19 protein-coding genes are annotated in these 20,130 nt (G+C 72.4%); 8 read left to right on the top strand and 11 right to left on the bottom strand.

All coding sequences use genetic code 11. The features are described from left to right. Positions 1-20 precede the first annotated feature (20 nt). The 6 genes from BM314_RS01670 to BM314_RS01645 form a co-directional block, all read right to left on the bottom strand. Positions 21-1,118 (bottom strand): ABC transporter permease, encoded by a 1,098-nt coding sequence (locus BM314_RS01670; RefSeq protein ID WP_091976612.1) that lies wholly within the window; start codon positions 1,116-1,118, stop codon positions 21-23. Continuing rightward, positions 1,115-2,038 carry an ABC transporter permease gene (locus tag BM314_RS01665; RefSeq protein ID WP_091976611.1) on the bottom strand — a complete coding sequence of 308 codons (924 nt, stop codon included), beginning with the start codon at positions 2,036-2,038 and terminating at the stop codon, positions 1,115-1,117. Before BM314_RS01665 ends, BM314_RS01670 begins: the two co-directional genes overlap by 4 nt. Then, positions 2,035-3,621 (bottom strand): peptide ABC transporter substrate-binding protein, encoded by a 1,587-nt coding sequence (locus BM314_RS01660; protein ID WP_091976609.1) that lies wholly within the window; start codon positions 3,619-3,621, stop codon positions 2,035-2,037. The genes BM314_RS01665 and BM314_RS01660 overlap by 4 nt, the downstream gene beginning before the upstream one ends. 2 nt (positions 3,622-3,623) lie before the next feature. Beyond that, the gene (locus BM314_RS01655; RefSeq protein WP_091976607.1) at positions 3,624-4,061 is read right to left on the bottom strand and encodes a GlcG/HbpS family heme-binding protein; all 438 of its coding nucleotides are present in this window, start codon (positions 4,059-4,061) and stop codon (positions 3,624-3,626) included. Between the two features lie 183 nt (positions 4,062-4,244). After that, positions 4,245-5,273 carry an alpha/beta fold hydrolase gene (locus BM314_RS01650; protein ID WP_091976606.1) on the bottom strand — a complete coding sequence of 343 codons (1,029 nt, stop codon included), beginning with the start codon at positions 5,271-5,273 and terminating at the stop codon, positions 4,245-4,247. Between the two features lie 80 nt (positions 5,274-5,353). Continuing rightward, positions 5,354-6,418, bottom strand: coding sequence for a WcbI family polysaccharide biosynthesis putative acetyltransferase (locus BM314_RS01645; RefSeq protein WP_091976604.1), 1,065 nt, complete (start codon positions 6,416-6,418; stop codon positions 5,354-5,356). Between the two features lie 724 nt (positions 6,419-7,142). On the opposite strand from BM314_RS01645, the gene BM314_RS01635 reads away from it, so the two are divergent. Beyond that, entirely contained in the window at positions 7,143-7,808 is a 666-nt protein-coding gene (locus tag BM314_RS01635; protein ID WP_106735905.1) for a hypothetical protein, read from the top strand. A 91-nt stretch (positions 7,809-7,899) separates the two neighbouring features. Here the strand turns inward: BM314_RS01635 and BM314_RS01630 are convergent, their stop codons facing one another. Next, entirely contained in the window at positions 7,900-8,754 is an 855-nt protein-coding gene (locus BM314_RS01630; protein ID WP_091976603.1) for a LysR substrate-binding domain-containing protein, read from the bottom strand. Between the two features lie 92 nt (positions 8,755-8,846). On the opposite strand from BM314_RS01630, the gene BM314_RS01625 reads away from it, so the two are divergent. After that, positions 8,847-10,151, top strand: a complete 1,305-nt coding sequence (locus BM314_RS01625) for an aspartate aminotransferase family protein (RefSeq protein ID WP_091976601.1) — start codon at positions 8,847-8,849, stop codon at positions 10,149-10,151. Positions 10,152-10,161: 10 nt separating this feature from the next. On the opposite strand, the gene BM314_RS01620 is transcribed toward BM314_RS01625, so the two are convergent. Continuing rightward, a complete protein-coding gene (locus BM314_RS01620; RefSeq protein WP_091976600.1) occupies positions 10,162-12,027 on the bottom strand; it encodes an ABC-F family ATP-binding cassette domain-containing protein in 1,866 nt (621 codons plus the stop codon). A 265-nt stretch (positions 12,028-12,292) separates the two neighbouring features. On the opposite strand from BM314_RS01620, the gene BM314_RS01615 reads away from it, so the two are divergent. Then, positions 12,293-13,357, top strand: a complete 1,065-nt coding sequence (locus BM314_RS01615; RefSeq protein ID WP_091976598.1) for an HD-GYP domain-containing protein — start codon at positions 12,293-12,295, stop codon at positions 13,355-13,357. Positions 13,358-13,366: 9 nt separating this feature from the next. Here the strand turns inward: BM314_RS01615 and BM314_RS01610 are convergent, their stop codons facing one another. Beyond that, entirely contained in the window at positions 13,367-14,269 is a 903-nt protein-coding gene (locus BM314_RS01610; protein WP_091976597.1) for a UDP-3-O-acyl N-acetylglycosamine deacetylase, read from the bottom strand. Positions 14,270-14,513: 244 nt separating this feature from the next. On the opposite strand from BM314_RS01610, the gene BM314_RS01605 reads away from it, so the two are divergent. The 4 genes from BM314_RS01605 to BM314_RS01590 are packed head-to-tail and all read left to right on the top strand — an operon-like array spanning position 14,514 to position 18,001. Then, the gene (locus tag BM314_RS01605) at positions 14,514-15,200 is read left to right on the top strand and encodes a Crp/Fnr family transcriptional regulator (protein ID WP_026604752.1); all 687 of its coding nucleotides are present in this window, start codon (positions 14,514-14,516) and stop codon (positions 15,198-15,200) included. A gap of 4 nt (positions 15,201-15,204) precedes the next feature. Next, positions 15,205-16,263 carry an ABC transporter ATP-binding protein gene (locus BM314_RS01600; RefSeq protein WP_091926614.1) on the top strand — a complete coding sequence of 353 codons (1,059 nt, stop codon included), beginning with the start codon at positions 15,205-15,207 and terminating at the stop codon, positions 16,261-16,263. Then, positions 16,260-17,231: an ABC transporter permease gene (locus BM314_RS01595; protein ID WP_091976595.1), complete on the top strand. Its 972-nt coding sequence runs from the start codon at positions 16,260-16,262 to the stop codon at positions 17,229-17,231. Before BM314_RS01600 ends, BM314_RS01595 begins: the two co-directional genes overlap by 4 nt. Further along, a complete protein-coding gene (locus tag BM314_RS01590) occupies positions 17,228-18,001 on the top strand; it encodes an ABC transporter permease subunit (protein WP_091976594.1) in 774 nt (257 codons plus the stop codon). Before BM314_RS01595 ends, BM314_RS01590 begins: the two co-directional genes overlap by 4 nt. A 6-nt stretch (positions 18,002-18,007) precedes the next feature. On the opposite strand, the gene BM314_RS01585 is transcribed toward BM314_RS01590, so the two are convergent. Then, a complete protein-coding gene (locus BM314_RS01585) occupies positions 18,008-19,468 on the bottom strand; it encodes a sodium:solute symporter family protein (RefSeq protein ID WP_091976593.1) in 1,461 nt (486 codons plus the stop codon). After that, positions 19,465-19,668, bottom strand: a complete 204-nt coding sequence (locus BM314_RS01580; RefSeq protein WP_042673517.1) for a DUF3311 domain-containing protein — start codon at positions 19,666-19,668, stop codon at positions 19,465-19,467. The genes BM314_RS01585 and BM314_RS01580 overlap by 4 nt, the downstream gene beginning before the upstream one ends. 198 nt (positions 19,669-19,866) lie before the next feature. Here BM314_RS01580 and BM314_RS01575 point away from each other — a divergent pair, with 198 nt between their 5' ends. Continuing rightward, on the top strand, positions 19,867-20,097 hold the full coding sequence (locus tag BM314_RS01575) for a hypothetical protein (RefSeq protein ID WP_091976592.1): 231 nt from the start codon (positions 19,867-19,869) through the stop codon (positions 20,095-20,097). Positions 20,098-20,130 lie beyond the last annotated feature (33 nt).

Raw genomic sequence — 20,130 nt, 5'->3', positions numbered from 1 at the left:
GGAGCTTGCCGGACCCGAACTCAGTCCCGGCGGGGGTCCAGCGCGTCCGCGAGGCCGTCGCCGATCAGGTTGAGCGCCACCAGGGTCGCGATCAGGAACGCGGCCGGGGCCGCGAGCAGGTGCGGCGCCGCCTCGATGGAGCGGGCGCCCTCGGCGATCAGGACGCCCCAGCTGGTCTGCGGCTCCTGCACGCCGAGCCCGAGGAACGACAGGAAGCTCTCCAGCAGGATCACCTGCGGCACCAGCAGCGTCGCGGTCACGGCCACCGGGCCGAGGGTGTTCGGCACGATGTGCCGGAGGATGATCCGGGGTGTTCCGAGGCCGAGCGCCCGCGCGGCGCGGACGAAGTCGCGCTCGCGCAGCGACAGGGTCACGGCGCGCACCACCCGGGCCATGTCGAGCCACTCCACCGCGGCGATCGCCACCAGCATGAGCAGCAGGCTCGGGCGGAAGAAGACCAGCAGCAGGATCACGAAGAACACGAAGGGGAGCGCGTAGAGCACGTCGACGGCGCGCATCATCACGGCGTCGACGGCGCCCCCGACGAAGCCCGCAATCGCCCCGTAGGCGACGCCGATGAGCAGGGCGACGAGGCTGGCCGCGAGCCCGATCGCCAGCGAGATCCGGCCGGCGACGAGGCAGCGGGTCAGCAGGTCGCGGCCCTGGATGTCGGTGCCGAGGGGGAAGTGCAGGCGCCGGACCGGCACCGCCACGACGAGCCCGCGGCCGCCGTCCCGCTCCTCCGCGACGACGGGCGTCCCGAACAGGGCCGAGCGCGGCAGGTAGACGAGGCTGCGCCGGTCGACGCCGGCATCGGAGCCGAGGGTGAGCCGCAACGTGTCGCCGTCGCGCTCGACCGCGTCGAGCCGCGCGCGCATGCGGAAGGCCAGACGCTCGAGCGCCGGCCGGAGACGCGCGGCGTCGGGCTGCGCGGTGAGGCCGGCCGGGAGCTGGCGCAGGTCCGGATAGGCGCGCTCGGGGTCGTGGCCGGTGAGGCCCGGGCCGATCAGGCAGGCGAGGGCGATCAGGACCAGCACGGCGAGCGCCGCCACGGCGGTCCGCTCCCGCGCGAACCGGAGGACGGCGCGCCGGGCCGGCGCCGTGGAAACCGCCGTCACGCCGCCACCCGGAGGCTTGGGTCGAGCCACGCGCAGGCGAGGTCGGCGGCGAGGTTGAGCAGGATCACAAGCCCGGCGACGAGCAGGACCGTGCCCATCACCAGCGTGTAGTCGCGGTTGAGCGCGCCCTCCACGAAGTACCGGCCGATCCCCGGCAGCCCGAAGATCGTCTCGACCACCACCGAGCCGGTGAGCAGGGCCGCCGCCAGCGGTCCGAGATAGGCGACCACCGGCAGCAGCGCCCCCCGCAGGGCGTGCCGGGTGACGCGGGCCGGCGGCAGGCCGAGGCTGCGCATGGTGCGGACGGGCTGCGTCCGCAGCGCCTCGGCGAGCGAGGTCCGGGTCAGCCGGGCCAGGGCGCCGACCTGCGGCAGGGCCAGCGTCACCACCGGCAGGACGAGGTGGCTCGGGGCGCCGTCGTTCCAGCCGCCGAGCGGCAGCCAGCGCAGGGTCAGGCCGAAGGCGATCTGCAGCAGCGGCGCGACCACGAAGCTCGGCAGCGAGAGGGTCAGGGCGGCCCCGACGCCGAGGAGCCGGTCGACGAACCCGCCGCGCCGGAGCGCCGCCACGATCCCGAGGCCGACCCCGAGCACCGTCGCCAGCGCGAGGGCGAGGGCGCCCAACGTCGCGGAGACCGGCAGGCCCCGGGCGATCAGGCCGAGGACGCTCTGGTCGCGGAACGAGAAGGACGGACCGAGGTCGCCCCGCGCCAGCGCCGCGAGGTAGCTCCCGAACTGCGCGATCAGCGGCCGGTCGAGGCCGTAGACCCGGCGCAGGTTCTCCATGGCGGCGGGCGCCAGCGGCCGCTCCAGGTCGAACGGCCCCCCCGGAGCGAGGCGCATCAGGAAGAAGCTGACGGTCACCACGGCGAGCAGCGTCGGCACCGCCTGGAGAAGGCGGCGCAGGATGAAGCGGATCACGCGTCGAGCCTCATGAAGCGGGTCGGCGCGGCGTTGCGCAGGTTCGGGTGGTAGCCGTGCAGCCGCGGCGCAATCAGCGCCTTCGATCGGTAGTGCATCAGCGGGATCCACGGCAGCTCGCGCAGGGCGATCGCCTCGGCGTCGTAGAGCAGGCCGGCCCGGCGGGTGAGGTCGCGCTCGGTGGCGGCTCGCGCCATCAGGGCGTCGTAGGCGACGTCCGACCAGTGGCCGGCATTCATGCCGTCATTCCCGCTCTGGAGCAGGAACAGGAAGTTCTGCGGATCGGAATAGTCGGCGATCCAGCTGTAGCGGGCGACGTCGAAGTCGCCGCCGTCGCGCAGGTAGGCGAAATGCGTCTTCGCGTCCGTGTAGACGTAGCGCGTCACGATTCCGAGGTCGCGCCACATCTCGCCGAGCGCCACCGCGATGGTGCGGTTGTTGTCGCTGAAATTGAACCGGTACTCCACCGTGAGTGGCCGGTCCGGGCCGAAGCCCGCCTCCGCGAGCAGCCGGCGCGCCTCCGCCTCGTGGTCGATCGGCAGGCCGAGGCGGCCCTCGGTCTCGGGGGGCGTGCGGTAATTGTCGAGGCCGGGCGGGCACAGGGAGTAGGCCGGGCTCATGGTGCCGCCGTTGAGGCCGTCGGCGAGGTACTCGCGGTCGATCACGAGCGACAGCGCCCGGCGGACGCGCCGATCCGAGAACGGCGCCTTGCGGGTGTTCACCACCAGCGCCGCGAGCCCCAGCGAGGGGCCGAGCACCACCTGCGGCCCGAAGCGGCGGCGCAGGTCGGCGATCTGGTCGACGGGCAGGTCGGAGAGGGAGTCGATCTCGCCGGCGGCGTAGCGGCGCACCGCGGCGGCGATGTCGGGCGTCGGCAGGAAGGCGACGCGCCGGATCGCCAGGCTCGCGGCGTCCGGATGGTGCGGGTTGGCCTCCAGCGTGATCGCGCCGCCCGGAACGCGGTCGGCGAGCCGGTAGGGTCCGTTGGTCACGAGGTTCCCCGGCCGGGTGAAGCTGTCGCCGTAGCGCTCCACCGAGGCCCGGTGGACCGGCAGGGCGGTCTGGTGGGTCAGGAGCTCCAGGATGTAGGGCGTCGGCTGTTCCAGGGTAATCGCGAGCCGGAGCGGCGCCTCGGCGGCGACGCCGAGGGCGTCGGCCGGCGTCTCGCCGCGGTTCACGGCGGCGGCGTTGCGGATCGGGAACAGGATCTCGGCGTATTTCGCCGCCGTGGACGGGTCGAGCATTCGGCGGAACGCGTAGACGAAGTCGTTCGCTGTGACCGGCTCGCCGTTCGACCAGCGGCCGTCGGGGCGCAGGTCGAAATGCAGGCTCACCCCGTCCTCGGAGATCGACCAGGCGCGCGCCGCGCCCGGGATGATCGTGCCCCGGTTGTCGTAGGTGAGCAGCCCGTCGCAGAGGTCGCGCAGGATGTGCGCCTCCGCGACCGTGGACGAGCGGTGCGGGTCCAGCGTCTCGGGATCGGCGTCGTTGCCGCGGCGGTAGAGCGCGTCGGCCGCGCGGGCGGGCCGCACGGCCGCGAGGGCGAACGCGCCGGCCAGCCAGTCGCGCCGGCGCGGGCGCACGGTCAGGCGCCGGTATCCGGCTTCAGGCCGGCCGCCTCGATTCCCGCCACCGCGCAGATCTCGTCGTTGTCGGAGGTGTCCCCGGAGATGCCGACCGCGCCGAGAAGGCGTCCCTCGCCGGAGCGGATCAGCACGCCGCCCGGCACCGGCACGAGGGCGTCGGGCCCGGCGAGGTGCGTCACGGCGGCGACGAAGTAGGGCTGCTGCTCCGCCCGCGCGTGGATCGCCCGGGAGCCGAGGCCCAGCGCCAGGGCACCGTTGGCCTTGCCGCTCGCGATCTCGGCCCGGCGCAGGGACGTGCCGTCCTCGACCGCGACCGCCTTCAGCGCGCCGCGGGCATCGTAGACGACGACGGCGAGGGGCTTGAGGTTGCGGGCGCGCGCCTCCCGCAGGGCGGTGTCGACGACGGTGCGGGCGGCCTCGAGGGTCAGGTCGATCATCGGATTCCAACACGGACGCCGCTCCGGGCGGCGCCTCCATCCTTACGGACGAGGGCGCGCCGGGTCCACCGACGCGGATCGCTGCGGCCTCCGACACACGACCTCGACGTTCGGCGGCCGGCGCGCTCGACCCGCCAGCCTGCGAGCGCCTGCGCGCCGGTGTCCCGCGGGCCCGTTAACGGATCACGCCGGTCGCGCGGCCGGTAGGCGGATGATGCTCGCCAGGAACGCGTCGTAGCCGGCCGCCACCGCCTCCGGCCGCTCGAAATGCGGGAACGCGCCGGTCGGCAGGGTGTCGACGCGCCAGTTCGGCCGGTCGGCGACCCGCGGCACCAGCCGGTAGTCGACGAAGTCGCCGCGCTCCCCGTGCACCATCCAGACCGGGAGGCGGAGGCGCTCGTAGAGGCGGGTCGCGTCGGTGGGGAACAGGTGGCCCGCGATGAAGCAGAACGGGGCGTGCTCGGCGCCGGGCTGGTGAGCCGAGGCGTGATCGTAGGCGAGCAGACCCTCGTCGATCTCGGAGGAACCGAAGGTCTTCTCCAGGAAGAACCGCATGCTCGGCCGCGTGACCAGCGCGTCGAAGAGCGGCCGGCCGAGCGGAGGGCGGTCGAGGACGCGGAGCAGCCAGTCGCGGCCGCGATGGCCGTCCGGCGGACCCTCCCCGGAGAGCCGGGCGTCGAACCCCGTCGGGCTGACCAGCGCGAGGCTGCGATAGGCGTCGGACCGCTCCAGGCTCGCCCGCGCCAGGAACGAGCACGAGAGCGACAGGGCGAGGGCGTCGATCGCCCAGCCGCCGTGCCGGCTCCGGATCTCGTCGACCGCCGCGTGGATCGCCTCCACCATCAGGCGCGGCGTGTAGCGGCGGCGCGAGCGCTCCGAGAAGCCGAAACCCGGGAGTTCCAGGGCGTAGACCGGGCGCGTGCCGCGGTAGCGCAGGTACACCGGCCGGACCTCGTAGGCGTTGGCCGCCGCGTTGATCGAGTGGATCAGCAGGAGCGGCACGCCCTCGGCCTCAGCGGAGCCGTAGAGCGACAGCGCGCCGGCGCGGCGGGTTCGGATCCGCTCGTGGCGGCCCGGCAGGGCAGGCGGCAGGGTCATCCGCCGGTCCACGGCCAGCGCGCTCCAGCCGACCAGCGCCGCCGCCGAGCCGGCGAGCGTCAGGGCCGCCGCGGTCGCGGCGCGACCGGTGCGATGGCGGGACACGGAACTCATCGGAACACCTCGACGTCCTTCCCGCGGCGGCGGGCCGTGGCCGACAACGCCGGGCCCGCGGGGAAGTGCCCTTCCGGACGCTACGAGGCGTGGCCGGCGAGGCTGCCGGCATTCACCGCCGGGGCCCGGCTCGCCGGCCGCGCCGGCGCGTCGCCCCGGCCCGCGGCCTCGCGCAGGAAATCCACCGTCGGCGCGTCGCTGAGCCAGCCCTGGACGCGCTGCGAGATCAGGAGCTTCCGCTCGCGCCGGTCGTAGTTCGCGTAGGAGGCGGCGACGAATTCGGGCCGGCTCATCGTGCGCGCGGGGCCGGACCGGCGCGTCTCCGCCTTGAAGAACAGGGCGCTGCCGGGCACGCCGTAATGCTGGGCGATCTCCGGATAGACCGGCCAGCTGCCCTGGCCGCCGAGATCGTCCGGGAGGAACGCGTCGAGGTCGCATTCCTCGAAGGGCACGCCGGCCCGGGTCAGCAGGCCGCGGGCGAGGTCGGCCACCACGTAGAGCTTCGTGTGGTTGATCGAGTGCATGAAGCAGCCCCGACGCGCCCAGCGCGTGAGGTGCGTGTCGAGATCGTACCCGGCCTGGACGCCGAGGCCGCGCAGGTACGCGACCGACTCGTCCCAGAGATTGAAGTATCCGAGGCGCTCGAAGACCGGCTCGGAGAACAGCCGCAGCGCCTGCGCCTGCGAGAAGCCCGACAGGTAGGCAAACAGCGTGATCGCCGAGTGCGAGTGCCCCATCGGACCCGAGATCAGGCCGTTGAGCGTGACGTGATCCTGAACGCCCACGTGGACGAGGTCGGGATGGTAGGCGCTGAACACGATGGTCGGGATCAGGCGGACCTTCGGGTGCGTCCGAAGCGTGTCGATCGAGCCGCCGCCCTTGAACTTGGGCAGGTAGATGCTGGTGAAGACGTGGTCGTACCCGTCCGCGTGCGCCATCAGGTCGGCGAGCCGCGGGAACCGGCGGGACGCCGTGAAGGCCGAGACGAAATCCACCTGTGCGTGCGGCAGCAGGTAGCGCATCGTCTTGGCGATGGATCCGGCCTGGCAGACCCCGATCACGAGGATGCGCGGCGATCCGGTCCGCTTCTTCCCGAACTGCGCGAGCCGGTGCCGCGCGCGCCAGAGGCTATCGACGGTCAACATCCGGCCTCTCTCGCATGTCCGCGGGCCGCGGGCAAACACCGCACCCGTGCGGATCCGGCGGGCCGGGACCGCCGATCGCGCCCATCGGGAGGAGCCCCCTCGCGGTGCCGACCGTCGGACCGCCTGCGCGACCAGCGCGGCGGAACCGTGGCTCACGGCGACGCGCGCCGCCTGTGGATCGCCCGGGCTCGGAGGGAGGCGCTCGTCGATCTCCGATTATTCGGAGCGCCGCCCGCCATTTCTGAGAAAAGCGGAAGCAACGCGTACAGCGGACCGCCGAATTCCGACGATTTCGCTCAGATATACGGGCTATGAAAGTCTGTCGCGGAGACGATTCAACTTGCGTGCCGTAGACAGAGTCAAGTCGTTGGATACAAATCCGATTCAACGAAGCATGAAGCTCGCGGACTGGGCGCTCGCGGTCATGAGGACCGGCAGGCCCCCGATGACCGAGGTGGATCCCCTCTCTCGCCGTGACTCCGCGTCAGCGGCCGCTCCGACGGGCGCGGGGCGCTTCCGACCGACCTGCCTGGACAACGGGCCACGGTCCGAGCCGCTCGGACGGCGCAGCCGCGGCATGCCCGCGGTGGCGCCCCTCCGCATCGCCGCGACTGTCGTCGATCCACGCCCGCATGGCCGTCGGCAAACGGTCGATGCGCGGGCGACGGCGCTGCGCGGGTCGGAGGCCGGGTTCCGCATCGGGTCGAAAGCTGGAGACTGCGCGATGGATTACGTACCTCCGATGGCCGCGATCGCGGCGGCCGCACAGAAGGCGCCGCCCGGCGAGGCGACCGTGCTTACCCCGGCGCGCGACGTGAATCCCGTCGCGGCGCCGGATCCGCGGTCGATCTACACGCTCACGCCGGAGGCGGCCGGGGCCGTCTTCGCGCTCGTCGAGAACCGCATCCAAGTGATCGACGCCGCGCTTGACGTGACCGACCGGCGGGGCACGCAGGTCGCTGCCGCCGCGATGGCGACGGCCACGGCGACGACCCCGGTCGTGTCGCCGGAGACGACGAAGACGATCGGCGCCGCCAATCGCAACTGGAGCGAGGATGTCCGGTTGGATCACAGCCCGTCCCGACTCGTCGGCGCCGACACGGTCGTGGCGTACGACAGCCCGCGGGTCACGGCGGCCTGGAGCCTGGCCTTTCCGGACGTGCCCGGCCGGCGGTTCCGGGCCGTGCAATTGCCGGGTCCGAGCCTCCGCTCCGTCCTGCGCGAGGCGGAGGCCGGTTTGGACGACACGGGGAGCGACATCTACCTGCTCTGCAACAGCGCGCATTTCGAGACGATCCGCCAAGCCCATCCGCGCACCCACATCAACTGGATCAACGTCGACAACGACGAGATCGTCGTCGTCTGGCGGAAGCCGTCCGAGGCGGGCTAGCGACAGGCCCGACCGGCTCGGGGCGGCCGCGATCGCGATCGGACCAGGGCTACCCCGTCCGGACGAACGGGAGCCCGGCGGGACCGCCCGATCAGAGCGTCGGCAGCACCGCGCGCAGGTGGGCGGCGAAGGCGCGGGTCAGCGGCGCGGCGTGCGCCTCGTCCAGGTGGATCGTCAGGCCGATCCGCGGCAGCGCGGGCAGGTCGCTGCCGCGGTTCAGGACGCGCAGGTCGGGCGGGACCGCGGCCCGGGTGAGGACTGCGACCGCCTGGGCGGAGCGCGCCACCGCCAGGAGCCCGGACAGGCTGCCGCTCGCGTAGGCGATCCGGTACGCGCGCCCGCCCGCGTCGAGGGCGGCCCGCGCCGCCCGGTGGTCCAGCGTGTCGGGGTCGCCGAGCGCGAGCGGCAACGGGTCGGGCCATGGCGCTTCGGCGCCGCGCGGCGCCACCCAGACGAGGTCCTCGCGCCGCAGGATCTCCCGCCCGGCCGCCAGCGGGACCGAGACGAGGGCCAGATCGAGCTCGCCGCGGGCGAGCCGCTCCTCCAGACGGGGCGTCGCGCCGCAGACCACCTCGATCGCCGCGTCGGGATGCAGGTGCGCGAAGCCGCGCAGCAGGGTGGGGAGGAAGGCCTGCGCGTAATCGTCCGGGCAGCCGAACCTGAGCGTGCCGTTGAGGCGGCCGCCGGACAGTTCCGCCACCGCGTCGTCGTGCGAGGCCAGGATCCGGCGCGCGTGGACGAGGAGCCGCTCGCCCTGCACCGTGAGCACCACCCCGCGCCCGGTCCGGCGCAGCAGCGGCTGCGCGACCAGATCCTCCAGTCGCTTCATCTGCATGCTGAGGGCGGCCTGGCTGCGCCCGACCCGCTCCGCGGCCCGGCTCAGCGCGCCCGTCTCCGCGACCGTGGCGAAGCTGCGCAGGAGGTCGATGTCGAGGCTCTGGGCCATCAGGATCGCTGAACCCTTGGTTCAGAACTATAAGCTTCTCTGGGGTCACGGGCGGTCCTAGCATGGCGGGGCCTGCCACGGGACCCGGATCGATGACGACGCGGAACGACGACCCCGACTTCTGGACGCGCGCGCGCCGGCACCTCGTGCGCTACGGCGGCGCCTTCGCGCCGGTCATCATCGAGCGCGCGGAGGGCAGCTTCGTCTACGACGCGGACGGCCGGAAGATCCTCGACTTCACCTCCGGCCAGATGAGCGCGATCCTGGGTCACGGGCATCCCGAGATCGCCGCCGTCGTCGCCGACCACGTCGGGCGCCTGGATCACCTGTTCAGCGGCATGCTGAGCCGGCCGGTGGTCGACCTCGCGACCGAGCTGGCCGGCCTCGCCCCCGGCGGGCTGGAGCGCGCGCTTCTCCTGACCACCGGCGCCGAGGCCAACGAGGCCGCCCTGCGCATGGCCAAGCTCGCCACAGGCGGCTGGGAGATCGTCAGCTTCGCGCAGTCGTGGCACGGCATGACGGCGGGGGCCGCTTCGGCGACCTACAGCGCCGGCCGCAAGGGCTACGGCCCGGCCCCGGTCGGATCCTTCGCGATTCCCGCCCCGAACGCCTACCGCCCGACCTTCGCGCGGGACGGGGCCGCCGACTGGCAGACCGAGCTCGACTACGCCTTCGCGCTGGTGGACCGGCAGTCGACCGGCAATCTCGCCGCGTTCCTGGCGGAGCCGATCCTCAGCTCCGGCGGCATCCTCGAACTCCCGCCCGGCTACCTCGCGGCGCTGAAGCGCAAGTGCACCGAGCGGGGCATGCTGCTGATCCTCGACGAGGCCCAGACAGGCATCGGCCGCACCGGCCTGATGTTCGCCTGCGAGCGCGACGGGGTGGTGCCCGACATCCTCACCCTGTCGAAGACCCTGGGCGCCGGCCTGCCCCTCGCGGCGGTCCTGACCACGCCGGAGATCGAGGATCTCTGCCACGCCCGCGGCTTCCTGTTCTACACCACGCACGTCTCTGACCCGCTTCCCGCCGCGGTCGGCCTCAAGGTGCTGGAGATCGTCCGGCGCGACGGCCTGGTCGGCCGGGCCGAGGCGGCCGGCGCGCGGCTCGCGGCGCGGCTGCGGGCGCTGCAGCAGCGCTTCGCCTGCATCGGCGACGTGCGCGGGCGCGGCCTTCTGCAGGGCGTGGAGATCGTGGCCGACCGGGACACGAAGGTGCCGGCCCCGGAGCTGGGCGACGCGATCACGCGGCGCTGCCTCGAGCTCGGCTTGAGCATGAACATCGTGCAGCTGCCCGGCATGGGCGGCGTGTTCCGGATCGCCCCGCCGCTCACGGCCACGGACGCGGAGATCGACCTCGGGGTCGACATCCTGGAGCGGGCGATCGAAGGCTCGGTGTGAGGCGGCCCCGTCAGGCCGCCTCGATCTCCGCGCTGACCGTCAGCCACTCCTCCTCGGCGGCGGCGAGCGCAGTCGCGGCGTCCGACCGCATCTTGGCGATCTCGCCGGCCTTGGCGGCGTTCTCCCGAAACGCGGACCCGTCCTCCAGGGCGGCGTCGATCTTCTGGATCGCCGCGGTCAGCTTGGCCATCCGCGCCTCGATCGCCTCCAGCCGCTTGCGCAGGGGCGCGAGGACCGCGCGGCGCTCGACGCCGGCGCGGCGCGCCTCGGCCTTCTGGCCGCCGGAGGGCTCCGAGTCGCGCTCGGCCTCGCGCTCGGGCCCCGACAGGACGAAGCGCCGGTAATCGTCCATGTCGCCGTCGAAGGTCTTCACCGTGCCGTCCGCGACCAGCCAGAGCCGGTCGGCGCAGGCCTCGACGAGGAACCGGTCGTGCGAGACGAGGATGACGGCGCCCTCGTAGTCGTTGATCGCCTCCACGAGGGCCTGCCGGCTCTCGATGTCGAGGTGATTGGTCGGCTCGTCGAGGATCAGGAGGTGCGGGCCGTGGAAGGCGGCGAGCCCCATGAGCAGCCGCGCCTTCTCGCCACCCGACAGCTTCTCGACCGGCGTGTCGGCCTTGTTGGCGCCGAATCCGAGCCGCGCCGTCGCGCTGCGGACCTTCGCCTCGGGGACATCCGGCATCAGGGTCCGGACATGCGCGTAGGCGCTCTCGGCGGGGCGCAGCTCGTCGAGCTGGTGCTGGGCGAAGTAGGCGACCTCCATCTTGGAGGAGCGCTTCACCTCGCCGGCGACCGGCCCGAGCCGGCCGCCGATCAGCTTGCAGAAGGTCGACTTGCCGTTGCCGTTCGCGCCCAGCAGCGCGACCCGGTCGTCCGGCGCGAGGCTGAGGTCGAGGCCGGTCAGGACGATCCGGTCCCCGTAGCCGGCCTTGACGCGCTCCATGGCGACGATCGGCGGCGACAGCGGCTTCTCCGGGCTCGGCAGGTGGATCACCGGCACGTCGTCCTCGAGGAGCGCGGCGATCGGCTCCATCTTGGCGAGCCGCTTCATCCGCGACTGAGCCTGCCGCGCCTTGGTGGCCTTGGCCTTGAAGCGGTCGATGAAGCTCTGCAGGTGCGCGCGCTCGGCATCCTGCTTGGCCTTCGCCTTGGCCTGGAGAACGCGCTTCTCCGAGAGCTGCTTGGCGAAGCTGGTGTAGCCGCCGCGGTAGATCGCCAGCTTGCCGCGGTCGAGGTGCAGGATGTGGTCGACGCTGGTGTCGAGCAGGTCGCGGTCGTGGCTGATGATGATCGCGGTGCGCGGGTAGCGTTCCAGGTAATCATACAGCCAGAGCGTGCCCTCGATGTCGAGGTAGTTGGTCGGCTCGTCGAGGAGCAGCAGGTCCGGCTCCGAGAACAGGACGGCGGCGAGCGCCACGCGCATCCGCCAGCCGCCGGAGAAGTCCGCGCAGGGCCGCGCCTGGGCCGCCGCGTCGAAGCCCAGCCCGTGCAGGATCGCGGCGGCCCGGGCCGGCGCCGAGTGGGCGCCGATATCCACGAGCCGCGTCTCGATCTCGGCCCGGCGCAGACCGTCCGCGTGCTCGGCCTCCGCCATCAGGCGGGCGCGCTCCGTGTCGGCGGCGAGCACGACCGCGTGCAGCGTCTCCGGTCCTGCCGGCGCCTCCTGGGCGACGGCGCCGATCCGCATGCCCTTGGGCAGCGCCACCGACTTCGCGTCGACCGGGAGGTCGCCGAGAATGGCCTTGAACAGGGTGGTCTTGCCGGCCCCGTTGCGCCCGACCAGCCCGACGCGGGCGCCTTCCGGGATCGTGAAGCTCGCGGAATCGAGAATCAGACGGTCGCCGATGCGGTAGGTGAGGTCGTTGACGCGCAGCATGCCGGCGTTCTGGCGGTCCGGACGCCGCGAGGCAAGCGCCGCCGTCGCGCGGGCAGGCCGGCATCCCCGTGTCGCCCCCCGACACAACGCGACGCCTATTTTAAGCTTCAAACATCAGCTTCGGCTGTCGGATTTTTAACGGAATGCCGTCAAACCTGTGGCGAGTGCTGCGCAAATAGACGCTGATAGTGCGTTCATCGGCTCTAGAACGTCGGCACGCGAGTCGGAAAAGCGCCCGGGCGGGGGCGAGCCACAGGGGGGAATCTTGGGCCAGACCCTGATCCTGACCGACGATGTCGAGCGCGCCGAGAGGCTCGCGCGCAATCTCGGCGGCGTCACGCCCGTTGTGCTGCACGACCTCTACGGCGACGCCATCCCGCCGCGGGGGGCGGGGCTGATCATCAGCGACGTCAGCGCGCTGACCTCCGAATCCGTGCGCCGGCTGCGCCAGGCGCTATCCACCGCGCGCGGGCCCGGCATCCCGTTCCTGGCCCTGATCCACGGCAACCTCGGCCGCGGCGAGATCCAGGCCACCGCCCTCGGCGCGACCCGCGCGATGCCGGCCGCCGCGGTCAGCGCCATGCTGCTGAACGCGGTCGCGACCCTGATCGGCACCGCCAAGGCCCCGCCGCAGACCGGCAACTGGCAGGAGCAGGTGAACGAGGCCCGCTCGGCCTTCGTCAGCCTGTTCCGCGCCGATCAGGCGCCCCCGGCCGCGCTGGTCGAGAACGGCGCCGACTTGGTCAACCAGGCGATCCGCGAGGCCAAGGTGCGCGAATGGCTCAGGGTCGTGGCGAGCTTCGACGACGTCACGCACCGCCACTGCCTGAGCGTGGCCGGGATCGCGGCCGAGTTCGCCCGCGTCCTGGGGCTCAACGAGGCGGATTCCCGCTACCTCGTCAAAGGCGCGCTGCTCCACGACATCGGGAAGGCCAAGATCCCCCTCGCGATCCTGAACAAGCCCGCGCCGCTGACGCCGACGGAGCGCGCCGAGATGGCTCGCCACCCGGCGCTCGGACACGAGATGCTGCTGACGGGCGACTACGACGCGCTGACCCTGTCGGTGGTCCGCTCGCACCACGAGTATCTCGACGGGTCGGGCTATCCGGACGGGCTGCGCGGGCAGCAGATCCCCGACCTCGTCCGCCTGATCACCATCGCCGACATCTTCGCCGCGCTGATCGAGGCGCGCCCCTACAAGGCGCCGAAGGCCCCGCGCGAGGCCTACGCCATCCTCGAATCGATGAGGGCGAAGCTCGATGCCGACCTCGTCCGCGCCTTCGGAGCGGTCGCGGTCGCCTGCGAGACGCCCCGCCGCGCCTCCGCCTGAACCCGACCCTCAGACGAGTTCCCAGGCCTTGCCGTCCCGCATCAGGGCGGTGACGAGGGCGTGGTTCAGCTCGTGCCCCGTGTGGAACGCCGAGATCCGGCCCTCGACCGGGTGGCCCGCCAGCGCGAGGTCGCCGACGAGGTCGAGGATCCGGTGGCGAACCGGCTCGCCGGGGACGCGCATCCCGCCCAGGACGTGCCCGCGCACCAGCAGCGCTGCCGAGCGGGGCGAGACGCCCTGCAGGAAGTCGTTCCGCATCAGGTAGCCGTAGGCGCGGCCCGCCATGGCCCGCGCGTAGCGCCCGAAGCTGCGCGCCGGCGCGATCTCCCGCTCGAAGGATTCCGGCGTGATCGCGCCCGACCAGTCGATCGAGCCGAAATGCGCCAGCGCGACGTGGCCGGTGATGTGCAGGCCCGGGCCCGGCTCGATCTCGAGGCGGCGCCGCCCGTTCTCGACCGCCACCGTGCGCAGCAGGCGGATCACCCGGCAGGGCAGGCTCTGCTCGCGCCGGCCCGCGATCCCTATCGCCTCACACCAGGGCGTCGCGCTCCCGTCGAAGATCGGCAACTCGTCGGCGTCGATCTCGGCCAGCACGTTGTCGATCCGCAGCGCGCTGAGCGAGGCCATCAGGTGCTCGATCGTGCGCACGAGGACGCCGTCGCGTCGCAGCGCCGAGGAGAGCGGCTGCGATTCCCGGTAGTGCCAGTGGGCGGGCACGTCGACCGCCCGTCCGTCCTTCAGGTGGCGGCGGAAGACGATGCCGTGGCCGGCCGGGGCGGGGCTGACGCGGACCGTGGCGTGCCGCCCGGAATGGAGGCTGCGGCCCGAACGCTCGAAGGGGCGCGCGAGTGTCGCCTGCTGGCGGGGACCGGTGGAGGATGTCGAGCGCGGGAAAGGTACGTCTTGATGCATCGATACTGCCCGCCTCGGCGGGCCAGGAATTTAGCCCTGATACCTGATCCACGCTAATAAACTCCTGTTCATCGGGACGCGGCTTGACCGCCCCGCCCGCGACCGTCACGATTGCGGCGCCCGATCGATCCAGCACCGCCCCGGCGGGGCGCGGCTTCACTGTGCGGGCTGCTCCCGTCCCCAGATCTGCTGGCCGGCCCCCGTCAGGGCAGGGACGGAGGCCGGAGTTGAGGGAACACGATCGATGGCGCGGTTGGGGACAATACCTTTCTTCAAGGATCCCGGCATCGAGCTCAGCCCCTACGAGCCCCGCTGCCACTGGCGCCGCTTCGACGAGAACGAGGTCCTCGTCGACTTCGACGACATCTCCACCGACGTGTACTTCATCGCCTCCGGCGAGGTCCGCATCCTGAACCGGACCCAGTCCGGCAAGGAAGTCATCCTGGGCGAGATGCGGGGCGGGGCCTTCTTCGGCGAGCTCGCCGCCATCGACGGGATCGGCCGCTCGGCCAACGTCACGGCGCTGACCCGCGGCGAGGTCTGCGTGGTGCCGGCGCCGGTCTTCCGGCAGATCGTGTTCGCCTCCGAGGCGATCGCCGACCGGCTGTTCCGCCTCCTGGCCAAGCGCGTGCGGGAGCTGAACACGCGGCTCATGGAGCACGCCCTGCTCGACCTGAAGCACCGGCTCTACGCCGAGCTGCTCCGTCTCTCCGTGCCCCGGGCCGGCACGGCGGGCGAGCGGGTGGTCTCGCCGCCGCCCTACCATCACGTCCTCGCCGCGCGGATCGGCTGCCGCCGCGAGCAGGTGACCAGGGAGTTCACCGCGATGGCGGCGGAGGGACTGGTCGACCGCACCCGCGGCGCCCTGGTCCTGCGCCGGCCGGACCTCCTGGAAGCGCGCGTGGCCGAGGCGCTGCGCGAGGATTCCTGATCCGTTGTCCGAGGGGCCTGCGCCGCGCCTGCGGCTGGAGGAGCTGACCAAGCGCTTCGGCACCCATCGGGCCGTCGACGCCGTGTCCCTCGACCTCGAGGCGGGGGAGTTCTTCTGCCTGCTCGGCCCGTCCGGATGCGGCAAGAGCACACTCCTGCGCATGATCGCGGGCTTCGAGAGCCCGACCTCGGGACGGATCCTGCTGGGCGCGCAGGACCTGACCGCGCTGCCGCCCCATCGGCGGCCGGTCAATATGATGTTCCAGTCCTACGCCCTGTTCCCGCACATGAGCGTGGCCGGCAATATCGGCTACGGGCTGAAGGGCCTCGGCCGCTCCGCCTCGGCGGAGCGCGTGTCGGAACTGCTCAAGCTCGTGCGCCTGGACGGGTTCGGCGACCGTCGACCGGAGACGCTCTCGGGCGGCCAGCGCCAGCGGGTCGCCCTGGCCCGGGCGCTCGCCCGGGAGCCGAAGCTGCTGCTGCTCGACGAGCCGCTCGGCGCGCTCGACCGCGGCCTGCGCGAGGAGACCCAGGGCGAACTGCGCGCGGTCCAGCGCCGCCTCGGCACCGCCTTCGTCGTCGTCACGCACGATCCCGAGGAGGCGATGATGCTCGCCGACCGGATCGGCGTCATGGAAGCGGGCCGCCTGATCCAGGTCGGGCCGCCGGCCGATCTCTACCGGCGCCCGGCGAGCCGCTTCGTCGCCGGCCTGCTCGGCGACGTGAACCTCATCCCCGGCCGTGTCGGCGCCGGAGGCGCCGACACGGTCCGCACGGTCGAGACCGCGCACGGTCCCGTGCGGGGCGTCGCGGAGGCCGCGCTCGCGGAAGGGGCCGCGGTCGTGGTGGCGGTGCGGCCCGAGGACGTGGTGCTGGGCACGGAAGGGCTGCCGGTGGTCGTCGCCGACGCCGTGTTCCTGGGCGACCGGGTGCGCCGGACGCTGCGCCTGCCCGACGGCGCCACGCTGCGGGCGAGCGGGCGGCCCGCGGAGGCCGCCGCGGCGCCGGGCTCGGACGCACGGGCCAGCTTTCCCGCCGACGTCGCCGTGATCCTGCCGGCATGAGGGCCGCCAGAGCGGAGGCCGACCGCGCGACCGGGCGAACGGAGGCCGGGTCCGCGCGCGCCCGCAAGCGCGGCCGGGTGTTCGAGCGTCTGGCGCGCCTGCCGCCCTTCCTGTGGCTGGCGGCGTTCTTCCTGCTGCCCTTCGTCATCACCCTGAAGATCAGCCTCTCGGAGCCGGCGACGGCGATCCCGCCCTACCTGCCGCTGCTCGACTGGCGCGGCGGGCTCGACGGCTGGTCGGCTTTCCTCGAGGCCCTGAACTTCGACAATTACCGCACGCTCGCCGCCGACCCCCTCTACCGCGACGCCGCCCTGGGCTCCCTGACCTACGCGGGCGTCGCCAGCCTGATCCTCGTCGCTCTCGGGACGCCGCTCGCCTACGCCCTGGCGCGGGCGCCGTCCCGCTGGCAGCCGCTCCTCGTCGCGCTGGTGATCGTGCCGTTCTGGACGAGCTTCCTGATCCGGATCTACGCCTGGATCGCGATCCTGAAGCCCGAGGGACTGCTCAATCTCGCCCTGCGCCGGCTCGGCCTGATCGACGCGCCGCTGACGATCCTCAACACCGACGCGGCGGTGATCGTCGGTCTCGTCTACGCCTACCTGCCCTTCATGGTGCTGCCGCTCTACGCGGTGATGAACCGCCTCGATCCGACCCTGCGCGAGGCCGCGGCGGATCTCGGCGCCTCGCCGAGCCGGGTGTTCTGGACCGTGACCGTGCCGCTCAGCCTGCCCGGGATCGCGGCCGGCGCGGGGCTCTGCTTCATCCCGATGGTCGGCGAGTTCGTGATCCCCGACCTGCTCGGCGGGTCGGAGACGCTGATGCTCGGCCGGGTGCTCTGGAGCGAGTTCTTCTCGAACCGCGACTGGCCGCTCGCCGCGGCCGTCGCCGTGCTGATCCTCGCCATCGTCATCGGACCGGTGATCCTGTTCCGGGACAGCCTGCGCGCGGGCGAGGACGAGGCGCCGTGAGCTGGGTGACCCGCACCGCCCTGGTGGCCGGCCTGGGCTTCCTCTACGGGCCGATCGCGGTGCTGATCGTGTACTCATTCAACGCCTCGCCGATGGTGACGGTCTGGGGCGGGTTCTCGACCCGCTGGTACGGCGCCCTGCTCGCCGACGCGCCGCTCCTGTCGGCCGCCTGGGTCTCCCTGAAGGTCGCTTTCCTCGCGAGCCTGCTCGCCACGATCCTCGGGATGCTGGCCGCGCTCGCCCTGGAGCGGCAGGGGCGCTTCCGCGGTCGCGCCCTGTTCACGGGTCTCGTCTTCGGGCCGATCGTGATGCCGGAGGTGATGATCGGGCTGTCGCTCCTGCTCATGTTCATCGGGATCGGGCTGGACCGCGGCCTCCTGACGATCGTCATCGCGCACACGACCTTCTGCACCGGCTTCGTGGCGGTGGTGGTCGGCGCGCGCCTGCGCGGCCTCGACCGGTCCCTCGAGGAGGCCGCGGCCGATCTCGGGGCGGCGCCGGCGCGCGTGCTGATGACCGTGACGCTGCCGCTGCTCGCGCCCGCCCTCGCGGCCGGCGCGCTCCTCGCCTTCACCCTGTCGCTCGACGACCTGGTGATCGCGAGCTTCGTCTCCGGCCCGGGCTCCACCACCCTGCCGATGCGGCTCTACAGCCAGGTCCGGCTCGGCGTGAATCCGGAGATCAACGCGGCCTCGACCCTCCTCGTCGGGCTGGTGAGCGTCGCGGTGCTGCTGGCGTCCTGGCTCACCGCCCGCCGCGGACAGGGCTGAGCGGCGTCACTCCGCGGCCTGCGCCGCGGTCGCGCCCCCGCGCACCATCTGCGCCACGGCGACCGTCACGACGACGTTCACCACCAGCGCCACGATGCCGACATTCACGTCCTGGAGCGGCCCCAGGACCGGCAGCTTCGCCAAGCTGAACCCGGAGAGGACGGTCGCCGCCACGGTGGCCACGCCCGCGACGATCCCGGCGATGGCGGCGCGGCGGTCGAGGGGATTGCGGCGCATCAGGCTGGTGATGAAGCACGGGAAGAGCTGCGTCACGAAGTTGTAGCCCATGAGCAGGAGCTGCACGATCGTGTCGCCGCCCGACAGGGTGAAGCCGACGCAGACCAGCGCCAGCACCGGAACGAGGATCTTGCACAGCCGCGCGGTCGCGGCGTCGTCCATGCCGGGGCGCAGTGGCCGGACGAGGTTGTTCGCCACCAGCGTGACGCCCGCGATCAGGATCATGGAGCCCGGGACGAGGGCGGTCAGCACCCCCGTGGCGCCGATCAGCCCGATGACCCAGGGCGGGAAGGTCGCGAGGGAGAGCTTGAACAGCGAGAGGTCGACGTCGGGCCCCGTCAGGCCCGGCACCTGCATCACGGCGGTGAAGCCGATCACGAACACGAACAGGTTGATCAGCTGGTAGATCGGCAGGATCACGGCGTTGCGGCGGAAGGCACCGGGCTCCCGCGCCGTGTAGAGCGACGCGAAGGTGTGGGGCCACATGTAGCCGCCGAGCGCGGTCAGCAGGACCGTGGTGGTGAACCAGGTCGGGCTCTGGCCGCGGTCGGGCAGGGCCAGGAAGCCGGGCTTCGCCACCTCGATCGCCGTGAACAGGCCCTCGTAGCCGCCGTAATAGTGGACCGGCAGGTAGATCCCGAGGAACACCACCACGAACAGGATGCTGGTGTCCTTGATCACCGCCGTCCAGGCGGAGCCGTGCACGCCCGACACCACGACGTAGGCGGTGAGCGCGGCCGCGCCGATCCAGACCGCGGTCGTCGACGAGATCGCGCCGTAGGACGCGGTCGAGACGATGATCCCGAGGCCCTTGAACTGCAGCACGAGGTAGGGGACGAGGGCGACGATCCCCACGAGCGCCACCAGCATGCCGAGCGCCCGGCTGCCGTACTTGCGCGCGAAGAAGTCGGGCTGCGTGTAGAGGTTGTGCTGCTTGGCGTAGCGCCAGACCGGCGGCAGCAGCCAGTACGAGGTGACGTAGGCGAGCGTCAGGTAGCAGAGGATGTAGTAGGCGGGGCCGCCCTTGCCGTAGGCGATGCCGGAGCCGCCGAGGAACGTGAAGGTCGTGTAGATCTCCCCGGCCATCAGCAGGAAGACCAGGGCGGTGCCGAAGCCGCGGCCGCCGACGGTCCACTGCTCCAGCCCCATCTCGCGGCCGACCCGCGCGTAGAGTCCGAGGCCGATCGCCAGCGCGAAGCCGGCGGCCACGATAACGAGCGCGATGCTCATCGGGGATCCTCCGGCGCGCGGTTCTGAGGGTCGGTCAGGTAGATCACCCCCATCACGACCGAGGTTCCGATCACGCAGAACACCAGCCAGGCGAGGAGCAGCGGCAAGCCGAACACGAAGGGCTCGACCCGGTTCAGGAAGAACGGGCCGACCAGGATGCCGAGGAAGGGAAGGGCGGCCAGCCACCGCAGATTTCGCATGCGCGATACCGTTCAGAAGGCCCCGATATCGCGGGTTGAATCAGTCACGGACCGTTGTCAACGCCGCGATGGCCCGACGGCGCTCATCCCGATCACGTCTGCGTGCTGTGCGCTCGCGCACGCGGCCGCGCTCCGGGCGCGCATATCCTCAGCGCAGCGTCGCGCCGTCCGACACGGCGGGCGCCGAAGGATTTCACGATGACCCGCACTCTGACCATCGCGGCGCTGGCCGCGCTCCTCGCCGTTCCGGCGGTCCAGGCGGAGGCCCGCCCGCGGCACACCCCCGCCAAGGCGCAGCCCAGCGCCGCGATCAAGGCGCGTCAGACCGTCTTGAACGATTTCAACGCGCGGATGAGCCGCCTGGACGCGCTCATGGGCACCCCGAGCAGGCCGTCGGTCCGCGCGCGCTCGGCCGAGGCCGGCCGCTAGGAAACGTGACGCGCCGGCCGCCCGGACCGGCGC

Origin of the sequence: Methylobacterium sp. 13MFTsu3.1M2, assembly GCF_900112625.1 — a bacterium.
Classification (GTDB): domain Bacteria; phylum Pseudomonadota; class Alphaproteobacteria; order Rhizobiales; family Beijerinckiaceae; genus Methylobacterium.
Note: the sequence above shows the minus strand (reverse complement) of the source record. Positions and strands in the feature narration are given on the sequence as shown.

Coding starts and splice junctions, on each gene's coding strand:
- BM314_RS01645 (WP_091976604.1), bottom strand. CDS start 6,418: ATGTTGACCGTCGATAGCCTCTGGCGCGCGCGGCACCGGCTCGCGCAG.
- BM314_RS01630 (WP_091976603.1), bottom strand. CDS start 8,754: ATGGCCCAGAGCCTCGACATCGACCTCCTGCGCAGCTTCGCCACGGTC.
- BM314_RS01655 (WP_091976607.1), bottom strand. CDS start 4,061: ATGATCGACCTGACCCTCGAGGCCGCCCGCACCGTCGTCGACACCGCC.
- BM314_RS01650 (WP_091976606.1), bottom strand. CDS start 5,273: ATGAGTTCCGTGTCCCGCCATCGCACCGGTCGCGCCGCGACCGCGGCG.
- BM314_RS01585 (WP_091976593.1), bottom strand. CDS start 19,468: ATGAGCATCGCGCTCGTTATCGTGGCCGCCGGCTTCGCGCTGGCGATC.
- BM314_RS01605 (WP_026604752.1), top strand. CDS start 14,514: ATGGCGCGGTTGGGGACAATACCTTTCTTCAAGGATCCCGGCATCGAG.
- BM314_RS01575 (WP_091976592.1), top strand. CDS start 19,867: ATGACCCGCACTCTGACCATCGCGGCGCTGGCCGCGCTCCTCGCCGTT.
- BM314_RS01620 (WP_091976600.1), bottom strand. CDS start 12,027: ATGCTGCGCGTCAACGACCTCACCTACCGCATCGGCGACCGTCTGATT.
- BM314_RS01635 (WP_106735905.1), top strand. CDS start 7,143: ATGGATTACGTACCTCCGATGGCCGCGATCGCGGCGGCCGCACAGAAG.
- BM314_RS01580 (WP_042673517.1), bottom strand. CDS start 19,668: ATGCGAAATCTGCGGTGGCTGGCCGCCCTTCCCTTCCTCGGCATCCTG.
- BM314_RS01610 (WP_091976597.1), bottom strand. CDS start 14,269: ATGCATCAAGACGTACCTTTCCCGCGCTCGACATCCTCCACCGGTCCC.
- BM314_RS01625 (WP_091976601.1), top strand. CDS start 8,847: ATGACGACGCGGAACGACGACCCCGACTTCTGGACGCGCGCGCGCCGG.
- BM314_RS01595 (WP_091976595.1), top strand. CDS start 16,260: ATGAGGGCCGCCAGAGCGGAGGCCGACCGCGCGACCGGGCGAACGGAG.